Below are 23174 nucleotides of genomic sequence, written 5' to 3'. Positions count from 1 at the left end.
CAACTTTTTCTATGGGGCACACGCTGCTCAAAGTGCGCCCAAAAAAGGCTTTCCTTAACCCAGCTTAACCTCTTGTCGTAATTCTTGCCGAACCTTGACCCTCTCACGGGTTTCGCTCCATGGGATGCTTGGCTCAACGAGAGTCCTTTGTCAATCTTATCAGCTCAACTGGAGCGGTTGAATCACTCCGGATTTATATTGCATCTTGTAACAAGATATTTCGCTGGGAGTCGATTTGGCGCAAATTAATGGGTGATTACCATTGAAATCAGGAGATATTCAAAATGGCATTATCAGATACCCAAGTTTACGTGGCTCTTGTTGTAGCCTTGATCCCCGGAATCTTGGCCTTCCGGTTGGCGACGGAACTCTACAAGTAGAGTTGCCGCACTGAAGCGACAAAGAGCTGATCTTCAGGCAAGTGATCGGCTGTTGAGGGCTTAAGATAGAAGTTTCTTCACGTAGCGAGAGTTCAAAATTTAGAATTGAACTCCCGGACGAAGCTCTGGCGCTATGGGCAAGCCCTTAAGTTTTCCTGATCATTGCAGCAAGGTGCTGTAAATTATCTGATAACATCGGCGTGCCACTGCCTTTGATAGGCTCTTTGTCGCTTGGCTCTGAATTGACCGTGTAAGACAAAGTCGCTGTATCACAACAGGAGTGTATGCTCAAAACGCTATCCTAGAGTCTTCGGCGATAGTTCGCCAGCACGGTATTCACGCATATCATGAACGCATTCCAACCGCCTACACCCACTCAGCAACCTGTAGAAACCCCTCGGATGGCTCATCGGACTCAACGCCGTCAGCGCCGTCACTCTCATCAAGCTGTTGCCGGTGAAACGACCGCTAGGTTGGTTGTTAATTTGGTGCTATGTACCGCTGCCATCGCCGGATTGGTAAAGCTGTTGCCTTTTCACCTGTCACAGCAAGCCAAGCTGCGAGAAGTGCGAACAGAAGTGAAGCGTACAGAGGAACGGGTTAAGGGCTTACGTGCCGACTTTGGTCGCACATTTGACTCTAGACAAAGCAAGAGCGTCATGCAAGAACAAAGTTATCGAGTTGATGAAAATCAGCATCCGGTTGTCTTACAAGATCAAACCCCCAAGGAAGATAATTATTAGTCTGTCAACCTTGAATTGAAGGGTTGGTAGGGAACCAGGAAGACAAGGGAAGGGGGACAAGGAGAACAAAAGAAAAGTTTTATTAAATTACCCCTCAAATCTACCTTGACGCTCTAATAGGGCAGCAGAGAAGGCGGTAGCAGGGGTTAACTCACGCTGAGCAAAGTCGGCAAGATGGGGCGACGCCATAAGATTCAATCGTTTTCTATTGCTGCTGAATAACCCCAATCGATATTTAACTTAAGCACTAAGCGGTTTGAATAGCTCATTCATCCAGCTTTCCACATTCCGATACAAACGACCCACAAAACCAGATGCTGTCATCGCACACAGGGCACGCTGATAGTCGGCAATAGCACAATTCCAGTCGCCGCGCAAATGGTAAGTGCGTCCTCGTTCGGCATAGATATTCTCTTCCAAACCTCCCAGCATTAAAGCCATATCCAGGTTTTCTAGAGCTAAGTCATATAGCCCCAGTTCGCGGAACGTGATCGCTTGATTAATCCAAGTGCGAGTATTGCCCGGATTCAAATCAAGGGCTGTTTCATAATCGGTGAGAGCTTCTGCTAGTTTGCCATTCGAGGCATAGTAATTAGCGCGATTGTTGTAAGCATTATCCAATTCGGGATTTAGTTGCAGAGCCTTGTTATAATCAGCCAATGCTTTTTCTCCTTGACCACTTTGGAAGTAAATTAACCCCCGGTTGTTGTAGTCAATGGCCTGTTTGGGGTGACGTGTGATTAACTGGGTGAGTAAGGCGATCGCACCCATGTAATCTCCCCGTTTCGCTTTGCGATGTGCAGAGGCGCGTAAGCTTTGATCAGAGGGTTGACAACCTTTCCCCGATATCCGTTGGACTGAAACCAAACGCCTTTCTTGACGAGGCATGGGGAGCCATTGTCTATTTTGGTCTTCCTGGTTTACAAAAGCATGAGCGTTCATATCGTCCTCAACTGTACCTGCGGCCTATCTATCCTCAACCTTATGGCTGGCAGCACCCTGCTGTTTGGTCTAAATGTGTCACTTGCTTAGGCGTCTTGATGTTCTTCAAAAAGCAGCCAGACTATCCTTCTAGTTTTGGAGTATCTCCAAAACTCTACAAGCCCGATGGGCTGATTTCCTGAAGCCTAACGTAAAGACACCCTCGATTCCCTCTTCCTTACGTTCGGAAAACCGCCTCGGTGTGTGAACCTTTAGGAATTGGCACAAGCCTTGAAGTCGGAGATAAAGCAGAGAAGAAAGGAAAAAATACTGGGAAGAGGGAAATTCTTCGACTCAAAGTTAGGAGGGGAAACAAATCTTTACTTCCCACATCGGCTGACTCCAGGTTTCGTTGCCCTCTCCCACGGAAATGTAGATGCTGGTAGAATGCAACCGAAGCCCTTGATGGGTCGGTTTTTTCCTCGTTAACTAAATTAACTAAAGAAGAGTCTTATGGCAGCTGCAATTTCCTTGGATCAAGCCCCTGATGTTTCAACCGATAGCTACCTGGTTGTGGGCTTAGCCACCTGCTTTATCAAAGAGGATGGTGAAGTTCACGAAGTCAAAGTGATTGAGCCTATCCCCTCAGCAGCTCTAGAAGCTATTTTAAAGGGAATTGCGACATCTTATTCATTAGCTTGTGGAACGACCCTCGGTGAGTTGCTCACGGAAAATTCTCTCCAGAAACCTGCTGAGTTTCCTCCCGCATCTCAGTTTTGTGATGATTTCGCTGAACGAGCGATCGCGGCAGCACGCACTTACCAGAGCCGGAAGGAGGCTCAAACCCACATTCCCTTAGGTACTACACGTCATGACTTCAACTACTCTACAGAACGTAAACGAGTGCTGAATCAGACGCGAGTCGTCCGCCAGGAAGACGATGTCAAACAGCACGAGTATACTCATAAAGTCCTTTAAACGACTACCGTAATGCTGAAACTTTATGGCGGTGCTCGGAGTCGGGCATCCATTGTCCAATGGTACCTCGAAGAGCTAGGAATCCCCTACGAATTTATCTTGCTCGATCTACAAGCTGGGGAACATCGGCAACCGGAATATTTAGCGATTAACCCCATCGGGAAAGTGCCAGCGATTGTCGATGGAGACTTTCAGCTTTGGGAATCGGGCGCGATTCTGTTCTATCTGGCTCAAAAGTACGGTAATCTGCCTTCCTCTCTAGAAGAACAAGCCAAAATTAACCAGTGGATTATTTTTGGCAATGCCACCTTGGGTCCAGGAATTTTTGTCGAGGCAAGCCGAGAGCGGGAGATGTCTAAGTTGATGACACCGCTCAATCAAATCTTGGCGAAACAACCATTCTTGCTGGGGGATGAATTTAGCGTAGTCGATGTAGCGGTTGGGTCAATCTTGGCTTATATCCCGATGATGTTGAAGCTCGATTTGAGCGAATATCCAGCCGTTGTGGACTATATTCAACGTATCTCAGAGCGACCTGCCTTTCAAAAGGCGATCGGCGGACGAAAGTAAAGATTTTTTAAGAAATTTTCACCAAGAGGGGCATCTACCAACAGATGCCCCTCTTGAACTTTGGAGTTTTGGATGTTTTATCTGAAACCCACAGCCGCTTGCCAGACAAAGGCCAGCAGCAGGAAGAAGACAGGGATGACCGGGAGAATATCTACAATGGGGTCAAAGATGGCGTAAGCTTCTGGCAGCTTGGCTAAAAGCATTGCAGCTTCCATGTTTAAACTTTCCTTTCCAACACAGTTTTCAGAATTGAAATGGATCTTAACACGAAGTCTGTCACGGCTGAGCAGGTGTCAAACGTTGTTTACGCACTAATCATGGGTTGATACAACAAGTCCCGCGTTGCCACCATCGCCGCAACCAATCGATCCATTTCCTCTTGGGTATGGAGGGCATTAACGGTAATGCGAAGACGGGGTTTGGCAATGAACCAGATGGGTGAAACCCAAATCCCGTGCTTCTCAAGCATCAGCCGACCAAAAACTTTTGGATTGAGTTCGGGTGGGAGAAGCACAGGTACCACATTGGTTTCGCCAATGGCAGTAAAACCCTGTTCTATTAGGCTCGATCGCAAATAATGCGTATTCTCCTGAAGATTCTTCACCCGTTCTGGATGCTGACGAACCTGGCGAATGCTCTCCAACGCCGCCGCCGCGAGGGGGGGTGACAAAGAAATCGTCCCAATGGAAGTGGGAGAAACATTCAACAAGGGAATTAGTTCCGCCACATGGCTACTAATTGCCGCACCCGCAGAAGCCGCAAACTTGGAGAACGTACTCATAATCAGGGGTACAATCCCCCGCTCGATCGCGTTTTGTGGCAAAATCCCAAAATGTTCGTAAATCCCTCGACCGGTGGCACCAATCGCACCACTGGCATGAGCCTCATCCATCACCAGAACACTGCCGTCGTAATGTTGCATCACATCGAGCATGTCGGGCAAGGGGGCAATATCGCCATCCATCGAGAACACGGCATCGGAAATCACCATAATCCGCTCGTCAGGACGGGCATAACGGCGCAGCTTGCGAGCTAAATCCTCCACATCACAGTGACGATATGCTCGCACACGCACACGGGGACTATGACCGAACAATTTTCCCGAACGGGTACCCGCATTGGCAACCGCTGAGACAATACAGCCGTGATTAAGAACATCTGTGAGAATCAATGTCTCGCGAGTATTCTGAAATCCCGGCACGGGAATGGCTAAGTGACAAAAGGCATCCATCAAAGCCTGCATCGCCATCCACGCATTAATGAACAACTGAGTGTGAGGCAGATGCTTAAACTCAGAAATTTCCTGTTCCAATTGCCGATGTAAATCGATGCGACCACTCAAGACTGAACAGGAACTATTTGACGTTCCATACTGAAGGATGGCATCAATGGCGGCTTGCTTCACCGCGTCTTCCTGAACCAAGCCTAATACATCATTGGTGCAGAAAGTCAATACTGTTCGACGTTTCCCTGTGGTTGCCTCTTCAATTTCGACTAAATTCCCCCGCTTATGATGACAGATATATTCATCCGGATCTAAATCACTCTCGTACCAACGCTGAACGTATTCTTTGACAACTTGCACAACTTGCTCCTCTCACCCTTTCCCTAGGTAGCCTATTAGCCTATCGCCTCTAGCTAAAGAATTGCTTTATTTTTAGATAAGATAGCGGCTATCCAGTCTGATTACTATGCCTAACGAGAGTCGATCTGAAAATTTCGGCCCATCTAGGAAGCCAACTTCTCAAGAAAGTTGGGTACTGAGGCAGTATCAGCGTCCCGTTAAGCAAGGAGCTGAACAGCCAATCCACCGTTGCCTTTAAAGGTGCCTTCATCCTACAAGTGAATTGTTTGGGGTTGACTCAGTCGGGCTGGGAAGATTAACGGACGATAACGTCCCAGACACCAAAGATTGCTGATTGTTTCGTAGCTGACTCGATTTTTGCATAAATTGTTCATATTGCCGGATAATCAGCCGCTCAAGAGCTATAATAGCCGGGTTAATTTCGACATAGCGCCGCTCTGGATTGGCCAAATAGGTTTGCTGTTCGCTCTCCATCATTTCGATATCTTGGGAGAGAAACTTCATAAATACGAAATCTCTCAGGACTTTTTGCAGAATTGGTTCGAGGCGCTTTAAGAGCCATTTGGGTAAGCGAACTTTTAAGAAGAAAAAGGCAAAGGAGCGACTTTCCCTCAACCCGATGGGGAGTCGCATCAGGTAAACCGAGGAAATCCCCTCCAGACTTGTGGCGTAATGGGGATAGTTGTAGTTGATGGAGATTCTACGGGTCGTAACCTGGTCGGCCTTGTCGCTCAACCCCAAAAACTTCGCCATCCGGCCTTTATAGGATACGTCATATTCCGCACATACCGAAGCGTCTGTTTCGCGCAAACTCTTGAGTACCGGATTGAACCACCCCTGAAGATTTTGGTGCAAAAACCCATGAAATACATCCATCGCATTTTCATTACAAATAGAAAAATGGGATTGCATGTGGGCGGCTAAAGGTATCATCAGGTAGTCAGGATGGTCAAACTCTGGCACATGGGGCAGCTCTTGGCTGGCAGCCAGGGTCGGATCGCCAGGGAAAAGCCAAATCAGATTATATTTTTCCTGGACTGGGTAACTGCGGGCTTGAGCGCGGGGCAGTTTTTGTCCTTCAGGGAGGTAAGGAATGCCCACACATTCGCCGTTACCATTAAACTCCCAACCATGATAAGCACAGGTTAGATGACACCCTTGGACTTTCCCCTTGTGTAGGGCAATGCCTTTGTGAGGACAGGCATCCTCTAAGGCATGAATTTGACCGGTTTCATCCCGATAAACGGCGATCGCTTGTTGCCAAATTACAACAGGCATGATGTCCCCTGGCTTGAGCTGGCTTGCCCAACCAACCGGATACCAGTAATTTGGGTTAATGCCTACTTCCCTGACAGCATTTTGAACTGTCTGGCTTTTTAGGGTCGTCGCCAGTTCCATCAATCATGCCTCTTGTGTTTATCTGACAATATTTAGCTTCCGACGCTCCTGAAAGTCAACTAATTCTTCGTGTGCGAATCAAAAAAGCTGTAACAACCGTCTCTACAAATTGAAACAATCTGCACTATTGTTACAGGTTGTTACGAAAACGTCGAGAGGCTGACTTTATGTTGCGCGATCGCAGGCTATTAATACTCTTAGCGGCAGGTTCGCTCACCAACATCGCGGGAGGAGTGGTAGCTCCAGTTTTGCCAGAAATGGTCAAACAACTGCACTTCGATCCAGCCCTAGCCGCTAACTTGGTGAGTATGCATTGCTTAACCATTGCCTTATTCAGCCCTCCCCTGGGCATCTTGGCAGACCGGATCGGTCACTTACGGATACTCGTTCCCTCCCTGATTTTCTACGCCCTGTTCGGTGTAGCAGGAGCGTTCATGCCCAATTTCTGGCCTTTGTTGGCGACACGGGCATTGTTGGGTGCTGCCAGTGGGGGGATTGCTGCCGCCGCCTTGGGCTTACTGGGGAATCTGTATGAAGGCGAGGAGCGAGCACAAGCCCTCGGACTGACGACCAGTACCATCGCCCTCTCCGGTATTGCCTTTCCCTTAATCGGGGGTTGGGTGGGTGCGACTCACTGGCAATATGCGTTCTATTTGTATGGGTTAGGATTACCCATCGCCGCCCTCGCCGCTGTTGGCTTGAAGGCAAAGCCCAAAACAAAAGCCAAACCCAAAGCCAAAGCCGAGGGGGATAAGCTGTTGAGCGTTCTAAGACATCCCCACACACTACGGCTATTACTCACCCTTGCCTTGACTTCTGTGGCGATGTATGCAGTGGTGATTTATGCACCCCTCTATCTGGAGCAGAAAATTGGCGCGGACACCGTTGTGAATGGGATTGTTTTGGCATCACGGGCTGTAGGGGCTGCGATGATTTCCGCCTTGGGTGCTAAACGCCTGTCTAAAGCGATGAAACCAGCTACAGCAATGGCGATGGGGTTTGGATTAATGGCTTTGACCTTAATCACCATTCCCTGGCTCAACCAACTTAGCTGGATTCTGCTCACAGCCGTGTTGTTTGGCGTCGGATTCGGCATCGTACTCCCCACCCTGTACAGCACCCTGGCTGACTTAGCGCCCTCCTCCCTGAAGTCTAGTGTGCTAGCGATTGGAACCGGTGCAGGCTTTTTAGGACAGTTCCTTTCGCCCTTGTTGCTAGGGCCAATGTTGAACTATGGCGGACTCGAAGAAGTATTTTATGGCGCTGCTATTATCTCCATGATTGCAGGGTTATTGCTGCTGGAGCGATCGGGTAAAAAGTCTAATACTGAGTTGCTCTCTAACGTAGAATTTAACGAATCACAGAGGAACTCCAGGACGCTGAGGTAAGAGAAACAGAGATTTATACGAATGACATGCAACTTGGGTATAACCTGTCGGTTTAAGCGATCGCACTTTCTCTGGACATGTTCAGATGTCAAAATGTTTTAAAAACGTTTTTGTGAAAAAAAGTTGTGAGGAAAAGAGTTCATGACCGCATTAGCCAAGCTTGCTGTGGGACTTGTCTGCTTTGCCCTGGCTTTTGTCCTAGCGAGTTTAGTGGAATACTGGCTGCATCGCTTGATGCATGTCTCGCCTCGGATTGGTGAACGCCACCGAGACCATCACCGCCGCAACGAAGGACAAGGGGTGGTGTGGGAGTTCCGAGATTATATCCGAGGCAGCTTCTTGGTCATGGGCTTAATGTTTTTTCTCTCCTGGGAGGCTGGAATCGGTTGGTGCTTGGGCGGTGTCAGCTATGCCGCGTTTTCCGCCTATGCCCATCAGCTACAACACGAAAACCCGACGAAATGCTTTTGGATGAAGATGCCGGTTCACTATGTTCATCATAAATACGGCATGTGGCATCACAATTTTGGTCTGGCAGTCGATTGGTGGGATCGGGTGTTTGGCACCTATAAGCCAGTGGAATGGCTGACACAAGAGGAACTGAGCCAACCGGAACGAGGTTATTTACAACTGCGTTGGTGGTAAAGTGTCCTAAGCTTGAAGCGGTGTAGGGGCGGTTATAAGTTGTTGGTTATCCCTGCGTGGCTCATAACAACGAACAACCAACCATTGAACCAATAACAACTCAGTGCTATGCGAGTTTTACTGCTCTATCCCATTTTTCCTACTTCCTTCTGGTCGTTTGACAAAGCGCTAGAACTGATTGGGCGTAAGGTTTCACTCCCTCCATTGGGTCTGATTACCGTCGCCGCCATCTTGCCTCAAACCTGGGAATTTCGCTTAGTAGACCGCAATGTTCGGTGTGAGACGGAAGCGGATTGGGATTGGGCTGAACTGGTGATTATTTCCGGCATGATTGTCCAGAAGGCGGATATGCTGCACCTGATTCGGGAGGCAAAGCGGCGTGGGAAGTTAGTCGCCGTGGGGGGTCCCTATGTAACCTCGGTGCCGGAGTCAGCACAGGCAGCCGGAGTGGATTTTCTGGTGTTGGATGAGGGCGAAATTACCCTACCGCTTTTTGTTGAGGCTTTAGAACGGGGGGAAACCTCAGGAGTCATCCGTGCTAATGGGGAGAAGCCGGATGTAACAATCACACCCATTCCTCGATTTGATTTGTTGGATCTCAAAGCCTACACCGAAATGTCGGTACAGTTCTCACGGGGTTGCCCATTCCAATGTGAGTTCTGTGACATTATCGTTCTGTATGGACGTAAGCCCCGTACCAAAACCCCCGCACAGCTACTCGCGGAGTTGCAGACTCTCTATGACTTGGGCTGGCGGCGTTCTGTGTTTATGGTGGATGACAACTTCATCGGCAACAAACGCAATGTGAAGCTGCTGTTGCGGGAATTGGGGCCGTGGATGGCTCAACACGACTACCCCTTCCGCCTCTCAACGGAAGCTTCGGTGGACTTAGCACAGGATGATGAATTGCTGGATTTGATGATTCAGGCCAACTTCACGGCTGTGTTTTTGGGGATTGAGACACCCGACACAGATAGTCTATCCCTGACTCAGAAATTCCAAAATACCCGCCATTCTTTGATTGAAGCGGTTGGGAAAATCAATCGGGCGGGATTGAGTGTGATGGCGGGTTTTATCCTAGGTTTTGATGGGGAAAAAGCTGGGGCAGGCGATCGCATAATTGAGTTTGTAGAAGCAACGGCAATCCCGAAAGCGATGTTTGGGATGCTTCATGCCCTACCCAATACGGCCTTATGGAAGCGGTTGGAACAGGAAGGTCGCCTGATGGAACATAATAAGGAAACTCAGGGACATCAGATGGCACTGATGAATTTTATTCCGACGCGACCGCCTGAAGAATTGGCTCGTGAGTATGTTAATTGTTTTTGGCAATTGTATGAACCGAGACGCTATTTGTCTCGTGTTTATCGGCATTTTATGAACATGAAGCCATCGCCGAATAAGGTGCCTTTTCGGATGCTGGAGTTGGTGGAGATGAAGGCGGTGCTGACTATCTTCTGGCGACAGGGAATTAAGCGCAACACTCGCTTTCAGTTTTGGCGTCAACTTTATTCGATCATGCGGCGGAATCCAGGTGTATTCGTGCCTTACCTGAGTAACTGTGCTCTGATTGAACATTTCATTCATTACCGCCAAATTGTACGGAATGAAGTTGAAGGGCAATTAGCTGAATATTTAGCGAATAAAGCTCAATATCAATCTGTAACTCCTCCAGTAGAGTTAGCGACTATTAATTCGAGTGGTAACTGATAGGTAAATGGCTCATAAGCTGAGGTGCATTTAAATGGCATACTTTTTTGAAGCCCAACTCAATTAATTCTGTAAGGATTAATGATGCCAATTTAATTTTAGTTTGATAGTTGTCTCCTGATTTTAATTTCCCTTGGGTCAGTGACAAACATTCTAACTTTTGACACTAATGTCTGAGAGTTGGTAACCAGATAGCTTTTTTTCTCGTTTTCCATTCATCACCATCTTCACCCCACCTGTGGGAGCAAGAGTAAACCCACGACGTTGCAGCTTAACAGGTTTATCCTCGGCTAAGGTCAGTTGATACTTTGATAAAATCGTGGCGAGGACTAGTTTCATTTCTAACTGAGCTAAGGGATATCCCAAACAGCGTCGGATTCCACCACCAAACGGAAGATATTCACAAGAGGAGTACTGGCGCTCAAGAAAACGTTCTGGAAGAAATTCTTGAGCATTAGGATACAAGTCTTCCCGATAATGCACGAGATAAATACTTGGCATGAAAGTCGTCTCAGCATCAAACTCGTATCCTGCAATTTTCATCGGTGATTTGGTGATGCGTGGAAAAATTACCGGAAGGACTGGATACATCCGCAGTATTTCTTGACAAACGGCTGTTAAGTAGGGAAGTTTAGCAATTTCCATCGGGTTGGAATTTTCCCCCAAACTGTCCAGTTCGTGTAGCAATTTTTCCAGGACATCTGGATGTTGATGAATCTGATAGAAAGCCCAAGCAAGTGTTGTTGCAGTGGTTTCATGCCCAGCAAATAAAATGGTTAACAGTTCATCTCTTAATTCGGAGTCGCTCATCGCTTGCCCATTTTCATCCCGCGCTGCCATCATTAGGCTCAAAATATCGGTACGCCCCTCGTTTTCCTTAGTTCTTCTCTCCTCAATTTCTGCTTGGAGCAAGTCATGAATGTGGCGTTGTCGCTGTTTCATCCGCCCCCAAGGAGTCCACGCTCCCCAATCTTGTTGTAAAAATCGCAAAAATAGCATACTGGAACGTAGGGGAGAATCGGTCATATTGATCCAATCTGTCAGTAAGGGTTTCAGTTGTTGATAACGTTCCCCTTCGCTCAAGCCAAAGACGATTTGTAAAATTACCTCTAAGCTAACTTTCTGCATAGCAGTCCGAGCCACAAAAGGCTGACCGACTTGCCACTGGTTCGCCACCTGTTCAGTAATCAGGCAGATTTGTTGGGCATAAGTCTGTAGTCTTTCCCCATGAAACGGAGGCATTAATAATTTTCGTTCTCGTCGATGACGATTGCCGTCCATTAACATTACAGAATTTTGCCCAATTAGTGGTTTGGCGAGTTCATTGGCACGACCTACATCAAACTTGGAATCAAGGCTGAAAATCTCCTGAATGGCTTGCGGATTACCAACGACTACATAAGAGCCGAGTCCCGAAAGCCGCATCGTAAAGATGTCTCCGTACTTTCGGCTGTATCTGTCCTGAAATCCGAGTGGATCAGCGATCCAATTGAGCAGTTGCCACCAAGATGGGCTGGTAATGCGATTCGGTAATGGACTCAACATAAAATTCCCCCGCTGAGCTATCCCTATAACTTAACTGGAACTACCGAACTTTAAATCCTTTAGCCGCTAATTGTTGGCTCAGACTTTGAATGATGACGGAATCAAGAGTATTCTTGCCACTATTGGCACTCAAAAGGCGCTGTTTTTCCACATATTCGCTCCGCTTTTGAGATAAATCACGAATCATTTTTTGAATAGTCTCTCTTTCAGCTTTCTTTGCCGCTACATATTCTTGTTTTTGAGCTAAAGTCATACCCTGCATAGCTAATGGCAAAGCCTCATTAGGTAATTGCTCAAGGGTAACTCTTCCCTCATTGATAGCATCAATCAAGTCCCAAGAAGCATTGTTATAATATCTCGAAGCCTTGGAACCACCCCGTGTCGCCAAATTGACGCCAGAGTTACTATCTTCAATGACCTGACGTTGTTGTCCTACTTCTCCTTGTGCCCCATAGGGAATATAGGTTTGATTGAGTTTGGCATTCCAAGCTGCTATTTGCTCATCATAAGGAGACTTAATAAATTCAACTTTTTCGTTTTGGTTAATATTGAAGTGACTTCCTTGTGCTAAAGAAGCGCCTTCAGCCCAAAGTTGTCGTTCCTGACTTTCTGCTGAACCACAGTAGATAGTATTAACGAAAGTATTTCCCTTAACCGCAAGAGCAACGGATTCTCTCCAAGGTATCGGGCCTTGATCGAAGGGTTCATTACCGGCAATAAAAATAACGCGAAAATCTTCCTTGTCTTTACTCCAGTTTAATTCTCGCATAGCTGAGCGCATTGCCCAACCCGCATATTCTTGACCACCGTTCGTTCGGATACTAAAGAGCTTTTCGGAAACTAAATCTAATTCAGGAGTAAATCCTGTTAAGAGCCTAACAAACCCTTCGGAGGAGGGTAAATTATCGTTGCCATAATGGTAGAGAGCTACTTCTAATTCGGGGACTTCGCCATCTTTGCTGACTTGAGTTAAATAATTAACAATTTGCCAAAGTTGAGTCCGAGTCTGGTCAATCAGTCCATCCATACTATTACTAGAGTCTAAAAGGATGGCCATTTGAATTTTAGTTTTAGCAAAAGCTTGAGTGGGAAAACCCAAGATGCTTAAGGTTAGAGTTATAGCGAATAAAATCCGAGAGAGTTTCTGCATAGGTTTTTTGGCTTTTCTGATCCAACCGTATTTTCGGCTAATCCCAGTTAAATCATGAAAAAATTCATCGATAGTAACATATCGTGAAGACATGACCTGGTTATGTTTAGCTTTTACTTGCTCTTGCCTATCTCTGAGTGCAGGTAACTTATGCAGCTTTACATAAATGGGAATTGGGATTATGCCTTAAATACCATTGCCGGATCGAGTCGGGTAACTTTTTGAATCGCAAAGATGGCTGAACCAACACACATGGCGATGGTTATGCCAAAAACGGCGATCGCAGAGACGGGTGTGATTAAAATTAGGATGCCCTCGGTAAAATAAGCCCAAGTGGCTACGCCATAGCACAGTGCCACACTGGGAATATAACCCGTAACAGCCATCCAAATGGCTTGTTCAACAATCACACCATAGACTGTCCAATCCGAAGCCCCCATCGCCTTAAGTGTGCCAAACTCTTTAAGATGGTCAGAAACAGAAGAATAAAGAATTTGACCAACAATAATCACGCCAACAATAATACCCACAACGGCACCCAGACCTAAAATAAAACCGACTCCGGTTCGCTGCTGCCAGTAGTCTTGATTTTTGAGGATAAATTCCTTACGAGTGTAGGCGCGGGTGTTGGGCAAAGCCGCTTCTAGTTTTTTCTTCAGTGCCTGTAAATCTTCTCCTGGTTTGGCTTTAATCAAGATATATGTAATCAAATCAGAGGCGACTAATTTATCGGGTACAGGAGGAGGCGGAATCGGTGCCCCATCTTGAGAGGGACGTATAGAGGTGTTGGTACAAACTAATTCCTGCGAACCCGATGGTAATTGGCAAGATAAATCAGATTTTTGACCTGACGTGATATAAACGTTAGCACTCTTTAAAGAGGTGAATAGAAAAGGATTAGATACAATCGCGCGGTTGCCTTGGGTTAAGCCAACGACTCGCGTGGGTATGGAGTTGACATTAGCGACTTCACCCACTCCTTTAACATCCAGAGAGTCGAGGGTTGTCTGATCGATAATCGCGGTATAAGGCTCTGTCAGGGCCCTGACACTTCCTTTTTTCAGGTTCATGGGTGTAAACAATTGCCCATTGGGGTCAAATCCAACGACTTTGACGAGTCCAATTTCGCTCTCGGAACGACGCCACATCGCACCACTAAAAATCAGGGCTTCCGCTAACTCTACACCTGCTACCTGTCGAGCTTGAAGGACATGGGAAAGGGGCAGTGGCAAGGTTAGTTCAATTTGAACTTGACTCTCTGAGGCCACCCAAATATCAGCGTCGGCATTGTGAATTAGCTGCCCCGTAGAGCGAGTAAATCCGTTGAAAATACCCGTTTGCAGGGTCACTAAGCTGACGGCAAACATGATTCCGGCTTGAGCCACCAGGAAGCGAGGAATGTCTTCGAGCAGGTTCTTACGGGCAAGGGAAACCATCGGTCTAGCTTGTAGAATATTTATCTTTTAGGGTAAACCTTGCTAGGTGAAAGCTGCCCAGACGGGGGTATTAGCGATCGCACGATGTTAACTGTCATACCACAGCCGCTAGGGTTTTCCCGCCTCGTTCTTATAAAATTGTTTTGATGCCGCAAAACTTTCGGTTTGAAAGTGTAAAACTTGGTAATCAATCCCCTTCACTGGCTGACTCGTGATGAGTGACAAAAAAGGTAATGACAAATCAAAGCCCGGTCTGTTCACAGGATTTTCCACTGGAACGGGTTTAAGACTTTGGTTGTTTTTTCTGTTCTGCTTTTTCTTTCTGGGATACCCAGTGCCCTTAAGTATCTTACTGGGCTTTGCTGGAGGTATCGCCGGGGGTTGGGCAATGGGTTGGTGGAAAAGCTCGGAAGGCCCCAGAGTGGTGGAATCAGAGGAAGAAGAGGATTTAGAACTAGAGGAACAGCCCAGAGTCAGTGGGCTACGTTTAGCCAAACAACGGAGAGATAATCGCTCTCGGAAGCGTACCCAAAGACCCCTGGTAACGTTTGGCGGCTTTTTGAGACGGTGAAATCCTCCCCTACAAGTCTCGCCGGAATCCGCATCTGCCGCGTTTAATGACAAAGGAAAAAATATTACCGGACTCCGTCTTCGTGGTTCTAGCCCTTAGACCTATTTAGCATGTTTTTATTCCTCTCCAAGCTGCTGCCGTTGTTCTTGTATCCCTTGGGACTCGCTTGCATACTCATGGTTGTGGCGTTGGTGATGTGGTGGCGACGCTCCCGTTGGGTGCCGTTTCCCATTTCTTTGGCTTTGATGGTGTTATTGTTAGCCAGCAATAATTGGGTCGCGCATGGCTTGGTGCAATCCTTAGAGTGGCAGCATCTCCCACCGAAAACATTACCGACGGCTGATGCTATTGTGATTTTAGGGGGTGCGACCAAGTCGGCTTTTCCCCCACGTCCCGGAGTTGATTTGAGTGAAGCCGGCGATCGCGTCCTCTACGGTGGACAACTCTACCGTGAAGGGAAGGCTCCGATTGTCATTTCCTCCGGGGGTCGTGTGGCGTGGCGGGGTGGTGGGCCATCCGAGTCGGCAGATATGGCTCAACTCCTAAAAACGGTGGGTGTTCCGTCCTCTGCTATTTTGCAAGATCCCACATCCCTCAATACTTACCAAAATGCTGTCAATGTGAAGAAAATTATGCAGGAGCGAGGTATCCGCCGCATCTTATTGGTAACATCGGCGATGCACATGCCGCGATCGCTCCGCATTTTTCAACGTCAGGGGATTGACGCTATCCCTGCTCCTACTGATTTCTTGGTCAGTGAACAAGAGATAGAGGAGCCGAACAGTAGCCCTCAAGCCATTGTGCTGAGCCTGATGCCGGATACAGAGCGCCTCGACAGAACGACTCGTGCGCTTAAGGAATACATCGGAATGGCTGTTTATCGCCTCCGAGGCTGGCTGTGATTGAAAAAGCTGAAAATTAAAAAATAAATACTATGGAGGAAGGTGGTGGAAACAAACAGAAAATTGCCAATTGTTTCACCGACCTTCATTTACTCTTATTCAGGAATGCCAGAAAAATTCCAATTCATTGTCCCAGCGCCTCCCCCATCGGCTGATATCTTTGCCACTTACCAACTCGCTCATGAGTTTCACCGGGAAGCGCTATATCGGCAGGAGCAAGAACGCTACTGTGAGTGGTATCGCGCCACTGCTGAAAGCCACAAGCAAGAGTTGCAAAAAATGCAAGGAGACATCAACCTGTTTGGTTGGTTCTGCCGCCGCAAGTCTTAATGGGCTTTCGTACTCCCTACAGCCGAAGTTGCAGCCACAACAGTAGGATTAGACTCTGGTTGATTTTTCTTTAGCTGTATATCATTAAATATCTTATTTGTCAACATCATAATTTACGCATTGCCTCGACAGATGGCGTTCGTGCGTAAGTCCTAAAAATAATAATTTTTGAAAGAGGAGGTATCGAACCTCCTCTATGAGGAGGAGAGGCTCAAGGAATTGCTAAATAATTTCCACCTCATCCTCCCGAAAGTGAGCGCGGAATTTTTTATCGAATTGAACTAACACAGGCAGGTTAGCGCTCACAGGTCTGCCTTGCCACTCAACAACAATCCCAAGCACGTCCCCTTCTAGCCCTTTAACATCAAAAGGCTCGTTTTTGTGAGAAGGATGGTGGTAAACAATGACAGATTTGTTAATACGGACGCGATCGCCAACTTTCATAGATGAAGCTCGTGTTCTCTCAAATAGCCTGAATTAAGCCGGAACTTGCCCAGACAACCTTTCTATTCTTGCACAGCAGCGTTCTTTCCACAGACCCGACTCAACTAATCCTGACCGGAGTTTTATTTACTCTTCTTTGTTAGATACCATACCCTGCCTAGTCTCCTTCTAGCTTTCTCCCTGTTCGGGAGGTTGTGCCGGAACAGAGGAAGACGGAGAAATCTTAATACGATCAGTTTGGAACATACGCTGGCGCATCTTCTGGAAACCATCGGGATTAATTAGCCACTGAGCCGTCAATAAGGCTGCACCCGCTGAAAATAGTACCAGTAATACCCCCACCATGCCAAGAATCACCTTAAACCATTCCCCTTTTGAGCTTTGGGCAACAGGTTCGGTTTCCTCTGTGATTTCAGGTTCATCCGACTCATAATCCTGACGTAATCCAGAAAAGTCTGTGTCCAGAGTGAAGGTGTAATCCTTGGTGCCGACGGGGAGTTCTCCCAGATTCAGCACCACCGGATATTGGGGAGAAACAGCACAGTAGGTGAGGACAACCGAAATGTTATCTTGACCATTCTTTTGATTAGCGAGGTCAACTAACGCCTGAACAGCCGCTTCTAAAGAAAGCTTGCCACTAAAAACATCTCGTGGGTAGTCAGCACAAAATTGTTCAAGCAAGTTGTTGTCACTTAAGCCGTCTGAACATAACAACAGTAAGCCATCTTCTTCTAAAATGAACCGTTGTACGGTTGGACGTAGTAACTCAGCATCTTTTGTTCCCACCGCTTGAGTGAGTGCCCCAGCATCAGGGCGCTGCAACGCCTTACGGTACAGACTGCGACCCAGCCGGACTTCCCGTGTTGCCACATCATCATCCACCGTTAGCCGTTGGCAGTAGCGAGGAGTCAGCCAATAAGCACGGCTATCCCCAACACTGGCAATATAGAGTTCGTGAGCATTGCCCTGACCATCCGCCATCTTCATAATCTGTGGCAGTTGCAGCGCCAGGGTTAGAGTGGTTGCCATGCGACGCCGGGACTCTCGTTCTTGTTCATCATTACGAGAGGCAATCAAGTTATTCGCGACTCGGATAATAGCAGCTAGCTGCTGACTCACCAGTTCCGGCGTCATCAGTTCCGGGTCATCTGCCAACTCAGACAAGAGTGCCCGCACTTGGAGTTTAATCGACTGCACCGCCAATTGGCTGGCGACTTCCCCCCCTTCATGTCCACCAATGCCATCACAAATAATGGATAGATGAGGAATTAAGGAATCACGGGGGAGGCTGAGGTCTGTCGGTAAGTCTGCCATTGTGGGATAGCAGCTATCTTCGTTGTGCCTTTGCACAGAACCTATATCGGTCGCACCCGCAATTTTAAGGCGCAGAGGTTGTCTAGCGGCTTGTTCTAGCAATAGCTTATTCAGCCTAGTGGAGATGGCTGTTAACGAAGGTTCCTCGCCTTGTAACTGTTGGGCAAGCGCTTGCAAGCGAGACGCCACAGACATTGCAGCCTTAGAACATAAAGATGCCCACAACTCTCCCAGTTGTTGGAGACTGGCTTTCTGGGTGCGCCTTTGCAGGGTGGAACTGACGCCAGGAATTTTCTCGCTTTCTAATCCGTCTGAGGAACTTGTTCCACCTCCTGTAGTGGATGCCACCAAGGCTTCTCGCTCAGGCTCGTCAACAACAGAGGCTGTACTATCAACATAGAATTCCCGTAGCCGCAGTCGCCACCCCTCAACCCGCAGATTATCGGGAACTAAAAGACTGGAAGCCACACCCATTTCCTGTAAGGGTGTCCACAGTTCTAGAAGCTGCCAGAGCCAATAAACCTGACGAACGGCTGGCACCTGTGTCCACATCGACTTGATGGAGGGATATAGCTCTCCGCTCGGATTAATTGGGACATTTTCTAGCAAGGTGACCACCGACTCTCCCAACTGGCACACGCCATACACCTCAGGAACGTGGAGACGGTGGGGATACAAGCGCAGGTATGTGAGGATATCGCCACTCAGTTGAGTGGGCATCTCTGGTAGCAGTTCCGGCTGCGTATCTCGCCAAATTTGTGGTGCAACGACCTCATATCGGTCTTTAACGAATTCTCCAGCAGGAATCTGCATGGCAGTTGCACCAACTGCCCAAAGATAGCGATTCATCAGCGGCTTGGAACTGCTCATAATATTTATTAAAACGGCTTAGAAACAACCATTAGGTTAATTGCGGGTCAAGAAGGTCGTCAGAGTGTTAAGAAAAAAGCGATCGCTACTGGGTTCAAGTATTCACTTCACTGGAAGCCGAGATAGCGAGTCCCAACTCCTTATCTTCTCTCGATGCCCCGATCCTGACAACCTCACTTCTGGTTCGGTCAACAACGAGTTCGCTACGATAAATTGGAGCTAGGTGGGCGAATTTTTGCATTTTCCCCCATGTTGCTTCATTGCTTTAAAAAGAAACTAAAAGAATCAATACAAACCTTGTTTTTGTGTCCAGAAACATATCTAAACATGGCAGACTTGTCAATGGGCACAGATACTGATGCCAACAAAAACTGGAATTGATCGATCCACTCTTGGATCTACCGATATAAACGCTGGCGATACCGGATGTGAATATGCCATTGCTAAGTCCTTCACTGCTCTGGCTACTGGCAGGAGCGATGCTTTGTTCTGTGGAACTGTTTGTGCCAACGGCTTTCGTCGCCTTCATGATGGGGCTGAGCGCCTTTTTAGTGGCGATCGTGGCGTGGGTGTTACCGACGGCGTTCCCCTTACAAGTTGTCGTATGGCTCTTGCTTTCGACGGCGCTGGTATTTGTATCCCGTCGCTTCTTGCCCCATGCGAGGGCGTCTAAAACATTGGATGCGAAGGATGCCCAAACCTTGACAGAAATCCCAGCAGGGCAAACTGGGCGGGTACTGTACGAAGGAAACTCTTGGATGGCACGTTGTGAAGATGGCGTGGAAGCGATCGCGCCCAACCAATCCGTCTACGTCGTCCGCCGGGAAGGCAACACCCTAATTGTTGTGCCACGAAACTTGTTGCATTCCTAAGCCGAGTGATTGGATGGGTGATTGCCCAAGCCGGAGTTCATAGGAGGACACCGCGATGATGCGATTCCTTGCTTTCCTGAAAACATCACACGGACATCTGGAGTTCTAACCTTTAGCCTACACATCGATTTCGCAACGTTTATCCAGCGCAGGCTGTGGAATATTACACAAAACTCTTAGGAGACTTGAAATGGAAAGTTTGTTCGGTTTTATAATTTTCATGGTTCTTGGCGCTTCCGGTCTTGCCAGTTCTGTGAAGATTGTCAATCAAGGCAACGCCGCCTTAGTTGAACGTTTGGGGAAATATAGCGGTAAGAAACTAGAACCTGGTATTAATTTTCTTGTTCCTGTTCTGGATCGAGTGGTTTACCAAGAGACGATTCGGGAAAAAGTATTGGATGTTCCACCCCAGCAATGTATCACCCGCGACAACGTTTCTATCAGTGTTGATGCGGTCGTCTACTGGCGAATTATGGATATGGAGAAAGCCTATTACAAGGTAGAAAATCTCCGCTTAGCGATGCAGAACCTGGTGTTAACTCAGATTCGGGCAGAAATGGGTCAAATGGAGCTCGATCAAACCTTTACCGCTAGGGCAGAAATCAATGAAATTCTGTTGCGGGAATTGGACATTGCGACTGACCCTTGGGGTGTCAAAGTGACGCGAGTTGAACTGCGTGATATTGTTCCTTCTAAAGCGGTACAAGACTCGATGGAGTTGCAGATGTCGGCAGAACGGCGCAAACGGGCGGCAATTCTGACTTCGGAGGGGGAACGGGAATCTGCGGTGAACTCGGCTAGAGGTAAAGCGGAAGCCCTAGAATTGGATGCTCAAGCGCGTCAAAAGGCAGCGATTTTGGAGGCAGAGGGTCAACAAAAGGCGATCGTGCTTAAAGCCCAGGCAGAACGCCAGCAGGCAGTGCTGCGAGCACAAGCGACGGCTGAGGCGCTGCAAATTGTTACCAAGGCGATGAAGGGTGATTCTGGTGCTCATGAAGCGCTTCAGTTCTTATTGGCTCAGAATTATTTAGAGATGGGGATGAAGATTGGTAGTAGCGATAGCAGCAAGGTGATGTTTATGGATGCTCGTAGTATTCCGGCAACGATTGAGGGTATTCGTTCGATTGTTGGTGATAACGGGAATGGCAATGTTTAGTTGGATCAATTACGTTAAATAGTGCTACATTTGCTACCCTTATAGCGATTTTTGGGTGGAGGCGGGACACTCTGACCTCTCTCCAAACCTCTCTCCTACAAGGAGAGAGGCTTTGATTCTTGCTAGGCGTTGATTTTTGCAAAGAGTTTAATCCAAAAGAACACACCGCCTCATTACACTCATCACTTCTCCAGGAGTTTTCGTTGGTGTGGGTACACTCCACTCTGTTACTTCGGCAAAACCAAGGCGATACAGGGTGTGAATGATTTTACCCACTCCTTTGAGTGAACCAACGACGATCACTTTGACATATTCTCGCCCGGACTTTGGATCGGTGGAAGTGCGAACTTGAACGGATGATGAGTCGGGTTGATTTGCATCGGTCAAAAAGTTTGTAACCATTTGGGTTTTTCTGATTTCTCATAAGCAGTGATATTCACTTTAAGGAGTTATCAGAGTTTTGAAAATCCTCACAGATCTGTGTAGATTTACATTCTTGTCTTTTTGTGATATATGCCCATTTTTTAAACGGATAAAGCCTTCAAAGATGCAACAGAACAGGGGATTAAGAGGGAGCGATCGCCCTTAATCTCTTATTTAGTTAAGAAAGTGCGATAGGCGATGGAAACTGGAAGATAAAGACGCGCTCTTACACGGAAATAGCTGTGTCGCATCAAAGCAATAGCTAATAATTTGACATCCTCGCCGTCCTAAAAGAACGGCGATTCCCTACCAGTCGAACAGCCGTAACTGTTCGTACTTTAGATGGGGTCAATAGGTTCTCAAATAAAAAGTAAGTAGAATCCAACAAAAATGGCTGGTGTTTACTTCTGGCGAACGAATCGGCGCTCAAAACGTCTTGGAAGGTTTCAGCTCCCTTCATTAGAATTTCTTTAGATATAAATCCTTACCCATCCCCCCAGAGGGGATGCTAACCTAAGAGATAGCCAGGGTGCCTCTGACAACAATGCTGACGCACCCTAGCCATTGAACTCGAATCTATTGGATAGGTACGTGACGTGGTTGCCACTCCTGAAAAACCTCAACAAATAACATCCCCTCGCACGGGCGGTAATGATCGAGTTGCTGTCTTACTCATGGGCTATGGCGAAGTCGAAAGCTACGAAGATTTCGCCAACTACAACGAACAAGCTTTAAACTTACTCACTGCCAAATTTGCCCCTGTCCCCACTTGGGTTTACCCGTCACTGGCGAAACTTCTGGCAATGTTCGACTTGCACGAGTGGGGACACACACACGATAATTTTATCTCTCCCCATAATAAAATCTTTGAACAGCAACGGGCAGGGATTGAGAAGCACTTGCAGGAAAAATGGGGCGAACGAGTCCAAGTCTTCAAAGTTTATAACTTCTGTGCCCCTTTCCTAGCTGAACAGGTTTTAGCGGATATTAAAGCCCAAGGCTTCGACAAGCTGCTAATCTATCCCCTATTAGTCGTCGATTCTATCTTCACTAGCGGTATTGCGGTTGAACAAGTTAACCGAGCTCTGACTCAGTTGACGGATGGCGGCGAACACTGGGTTAAAGGACAGCGTTACATCCCTTCTTTTTACAACGAACCAGACTACATTGACTTACTCGCCCGAATGGTTGAGGAGAAAATTGCTAAAGATTTAGCCGTCGCCCACTTGCCTTCCCAAACGGGTATTGTGTTGATGAATCACGGTTGCCCTCATAAGGCAAAAGGCTTTACCTCTGGCATCTTAGAAAGTGAGGCACTTTATGAGCGAGTCCGGGAAAAACTGATTTACAAGTATCCTCTGATTTCAGTGGGTTGGCTCAACCATCAAACCCCCTTAATCGAATGGACTCAGCCAAATGTGGAGTTAGCCGCTAAGAACCTGATTGGTTTGGGTGCTACTGCCCTTGTGATGATGCCGATTGGCTTTGCCACAGAAAATCATGAAACGATATTGGATGTGCATCACATCGTCCATAATCTAAAACGCACAAGTCCTCACGTTACCTACGTTGAGATGCCCTGCGTTAACGATAATCCTGACTTTTTAAGGATGGCGGCAGAGTGGGCAAATCCTCAGATTGAGGCGCTTTTGGCAGAAACCTCACTGGCTGTTAATCCCCAGTTGGCGGCGGTGCAGGCATCTCACCACCATCATCATGATCATGAACACCATCACCATCATGAGGGGCATAGCCATTCAGCTCATTCCCATGATCATTAAGAACATAGCCGATTAAGGCTAATTTTCAATAATTTGAAAGGCGTTGAATCTTATAGCTAGTC

At 47.4% G+C, this 23174-nt stretch carries 23 protein-coding genes; 13 read left to right on the top strand and 10 right to left on the bottom strand.

Translation table 11 applies throughout. The features are described from left to right. Nucleotides 1-284 precede the first annotated feature (284 nt). Both psaM and MIC7113_RS09640 read left to right on the top strand, forming a co-directional pair. Entirely contained in the window at nucleotides 285-380 is a 96-nt protein-coding gene (gene psaM, locus MIC7113_RS09645; protein ID WP_015181985.1) for a photosystem I reaction center subunit XII, read from the top strand. Nucleotides 381-727: 347 nt separating this feature from the next. After that, nucleotides 728-1123 carry a slr1601 family putative cell division protein gene (locus tag MIC7113_RS09640; RefSeq protein WP_015181984.1) on the top strand — a complete coding sequence of 132 codons (396 nt, stop codon included), beginning with the start codon at nucleotides 728-730 and terminating at the stop codon, nucleotides 1121-1123. Between the two features lie 240 nt (nucleotides 1124-1363). Here the strand turns inward: MIC7113_RS09640 and MIC7113_RS09635 are convergent, their stop codons facing one another. Continuing rightward, a complete protein-coding gene (locus MIC7113_RS09635; protein ID WP_015181982.1) occupies nucleotides 1364-2065 on the bottom strand; it encodes a tetratricopeptide repeat protein in 702 nt (233 codons plus the stop codon). A gap of 492 nt (nucleotides 2066-2557) precedes the next feature. On the opposite strand from MIC7113_RS09635, the gene MIC7113_RS09630 reads away from it, so the two are divergent. Together MIC7113_RS09630 and MIC7113_RS09625 are read left to right on the top strand one after the other, a co-directional pair. Beyond that, nucleotides 2558-3022 (top strand): hypothetical protein, encoded by a 465-nt coding sequence (locus MIC7113_RS09630; protein WP_015181981.1) that lies wholly within the window; start codon nucleotides 2558-2560, stop codon nucleotides 3020-3022. 12 nt (nucleotides 3023-3034) lie between these two features. Next, nucleotides 3035-3592, top strand: coding sequence for a glutathione S-transferase family protein (locus MIC7113_RS09625; protein WP_015181980.1), 558 nt, complete (start codon nucleotides 3035-3037; stop codon nucleotides 3590-3592). Between the two features lie 77 nt (nucleotides 3593-3669). On the opposite strand, the gene MIC7113_RS09620 is transcribed toward MIC7113_RS09625, so the two are convergent. The 3 genes from MIC7113_RS09620 to MIC7113_RS09610 form a co-directional block, all read right to left on the bottom strand. After that, nucleotides 3670-3807, bottom strand: coding sequence for a photosystem II reaction center protein K (locus MIC7113_RS09620; protein WP_015181979.1), 138 nt, complete (start codon nucleotides 3805-3807; stop codon nucleotides 3670-3672). Between the two features lie 89 nt (nucleotides 3808-3896). Then, nucleotides 3897-5177: an aminotransferase class I/II-fold pyridoxal phosphate-dependent enzyme gene (locus MIC7113_RS09615; RefSeq protein ID WP_015181978.1), complete on the bottom strand. Its 1281-nt coding sequence runs from the start codon at nucleotides 5175-5177 to the stop codon at nucleotides 3897-3899. A gap of 246 nt (nucleotides 5178-5423) precedes the next feature. Beyond that, complete coding sequence (locus MIC7113_RS09610; protein WP_015181977.1) at nucleotides 5424-6575, bottom strand: aromatic ring-hydroxylating dioxygenase subunit alpha; 1152 nt, start codon at nucleotides 6573-6575, stop codon at nucleotides 5424-5426. 167 nt (nucleotides 6576-6742) lie between these two features. Between MIC7113_RS09610 and MIC7113_RS09605 the strand changes: the two genes are divergently transcribed. The 3 genes from MIC7113_RS09605 (at nucleotide 6743) to MIC7113_RS09595 (ending at nucleotide 10318) form a co-directional block, all read left to right on the top strand. Then, the gene (locus tag MIC7113_RS09605) at nucleotides 6743-7963 is read left to right on the top strand and encodes an MFS transporter (RefSeq protein ID WP_015181976.1); all 1221 of its coding nucleotides are present in this window, start codon (nucleotides 6743-6745) and stop codon (nucleotides 7961-7963) included. Between the two features lie 141 nt (nucleotides 7964-8104). Beyond that, complete coding sequence (locus MIC7113_RS09600; RefSeq protein ID WP_015181975.1) at nucleotides 8105-8608, top strand: sterol desaturase family protein; 504 nt, start codon at nucleotides 8105-8107, stop codon at nucleotides 8606-8608. A gap of 108 nt (nucleotides 8609-8716) precedes the next feature. Beyond that, nucleotides 8717-10318, top strand: coding sequence for a B12-binding domain-containing radical SAM protein (locus MIC7113_RS09595; protein WP_015181974.1), 1602 nt, complete (start codon nucleotides 8717-8719; stop codon nucleotides 10316-10318). Between the two features lie 153 nt (nucleotides 10319-10471). On the opposite strand, the gene MIC7113_RS09590 is transcribed toward MIC7113_RS09595, so the two are convergent. From MIC7113_RS09590 to MIC7113_RS09580, 3 genes are all read right to left on the bottom strand, one after another. Then, nucleotides 10472-11863, bottom strand: coding sequence for a cytochrome P450 (locus MIC7113_RS09590; RefSeq protein WP_015181973.1), 1392 nt, complete (start codon nucleotides 11861-11863; stop codon nucleotides 10472-10474). Nucleotides 11864-11903: 40 nt separating this feature from the next. Next, nucleotides 11904-13013 carry a hypothetical protein gene (locus MIC7113_RS09585; RefSeq protein WP_041780640.1) on the bottom strand — a complete coding sequence of 370 codons (1110 nt, stop codon included), beginning with the start codon at nucleotides 13011-13013 and terminating at the stop codon, nucleotides 11904-11906. 179 nt (nucleotides 13014-13192) lie between these two features. Beyond that, nucleotides 13193-14449 (bottom strand): FtsX-like permease family protein, encoded by a 1257-nt coding sequence (locus tag MIC7113_RS09580; RefSeq protein WP_015181971.1) that lies wholly within the window; start codon nucleotides 14447-14449, stop codon nucleotides 13193-13195. A 214-nt stretch (nucleotides 14450-14663) separates the two neighbouring features. Between MIC7113_RS09580 and MIC7113_RS09575 the strand changes: the two genes are divergently transcribed. The 3 genes from MIC7113_RS09575 (at nucleotide 14664) to MIC7113_RS09565 (ending at nucleotide 16252) form a co-directional block, all read left to right on the top strand. Continuing rightward, nucleotides 14664-15020 carry a hypothetical protein gene (locus MIC7113_RS09575; protein WP_015181970.1) on the top strand — a complete coding sequence of 119 codons (357 nt, stop codon included), beginning with the start codon at nucleotides 14664-14666 and terminating at the stop codon, nucleotides 15018-15020. Nucleotides 15021-15130: 110 nt separating this feature from the next. Continuing rightward, complete coding sequence (locus tag MIC7113_RS09570) at nucleotides 15131-15922, top strand: YdcF family protein (protein ID WP_041779975.1); 792 nt, start codon at nucleotides 15131-15133, stop codon at nucleotides 15920-15922. A gap of 45 nt (nucleotides 15923-15967) precedes the next feature. Continuing rightward, the gene (locus MIC7113_RS09565; RefSeq protein ID WP_015181968.1) at nucleotides 15968-16252 is read left to right on the top strand and encodes a hypothetical protein; all 285 of its coding nucleotides are present in this window, start codon (nucleotides 15968-15970) and stop codon (nucleotides 16250-16252) included. Nucleotides 16253-16474: 222 nt separating this feature from the next. Here the strand turns inward: MIC7113_RS09565 and MIC7113_RS09560 are convergent, their stop codons facing one another. Together MIC7113_RS09560 and MIC7113_RS09555 are read right to left on the bottom strand one after the other, a co-directional pair. Continuing rightward, entirely contained in the window at nucleotides 16475-16696 is a 222-nt protein-coding gene (locus MIC7113_RS09560; protein ID WP_015181967.1) for a ferredoxin-thioredoxin reductase variable chain, read from the bottom strand. 168 nt (nucleotides 16697-16864) lie between these two features. Then, nucleotides 16865-18880, bottom strand: coding sequence for a PP2C family protein-serine/threonine phosphatase (locus MIC7113_RS09555; protein ID WP_015181966.1), 2016 nt, complete (start codon nucleotides 18878-18880; stop codon nucleotides 16865-16867). A 434-nt stretch (nucleotides 18881-19314) separates the two neighbouring features. Here MIC7113_RS09555 and MIC7113_RS09550 point away from each other — a divergent pair, with 434 nt between their 5' ends. Together MIC7113_RS09550 and MIC7113_RS09545 are read left to right on the top strand one after the other, a co-directional pair. Beyond that, complete coding sequence (locus MIC7113_RS09550) at nucleotides 19315-19752, top strand: NfeD family protein (protein WP_015181964.1); 438 nt, start codon at nucleotides 19315-19317, stop codon at nucleotides 19750-19752. A gap of 190 nt (nucleotides 19753-19942) precedes the next feature. Then, complete coding sequence (locus MIC7113_RS09545; RefSeq protein ID WP_015181963.1) at nucleotides 19943-20908, top strand: SPFH domain-containing protein; 966 nt, start codon at nucleotides 19943-19945, stop codon at nucleotides 20906-20908. A 147-nt stretch (nucleotides 20909-21055) separates the two neighbouring features. On the opposite strand, the gene MIC7113_RS09540 is transcribed toward MIC7113_RS09545, so the two are convergent. Continuing rightward, a complete protein-coding gene (locus MIC7113_RS09540) occupies nucleotides 21056-21310 on the bottom strand; it encodes a hypothetical protein (RefSeq protein WP_015181962.1) in 255 nt (84 codons plus the stop codon). A gap of 617 nt (nucleotides 21311-21927) precedes the next feature. Between MIC7113_RS09540 and MIC7113_RS09535 the strand changes: the two genes are divergently transcribed. Continuing rightward, nucleotides 21928-23112, top strand: coding sequence for a ferrochelatase (locus MIC7113_RS09535; RefSeq protein ID WP_015181961.1), 1185 nt, complete (start codon nucleotides 21928-21930; stop codon nucleotides 23110-23112). Nucleotides 23113-23174: the final 62 nt, after the last annotated feature.

The sequence above is a fragment of the Allocoleopsis franciscana PCC 7113 genome (assembly GCF_000317515.1).
Lineage (GTDB): Bacteria > Cyanobacteriota > Cyanobacteriia > Cyanobacteriales > Coleofasciculaceae > Allocoleopsis > Allocoleopsis franciscana.
The sequence above is the reverse complement of the archived record's forward strand: the minus strand, read 5'-3'. Positions and strand labels throughout refer to the sequence as shown.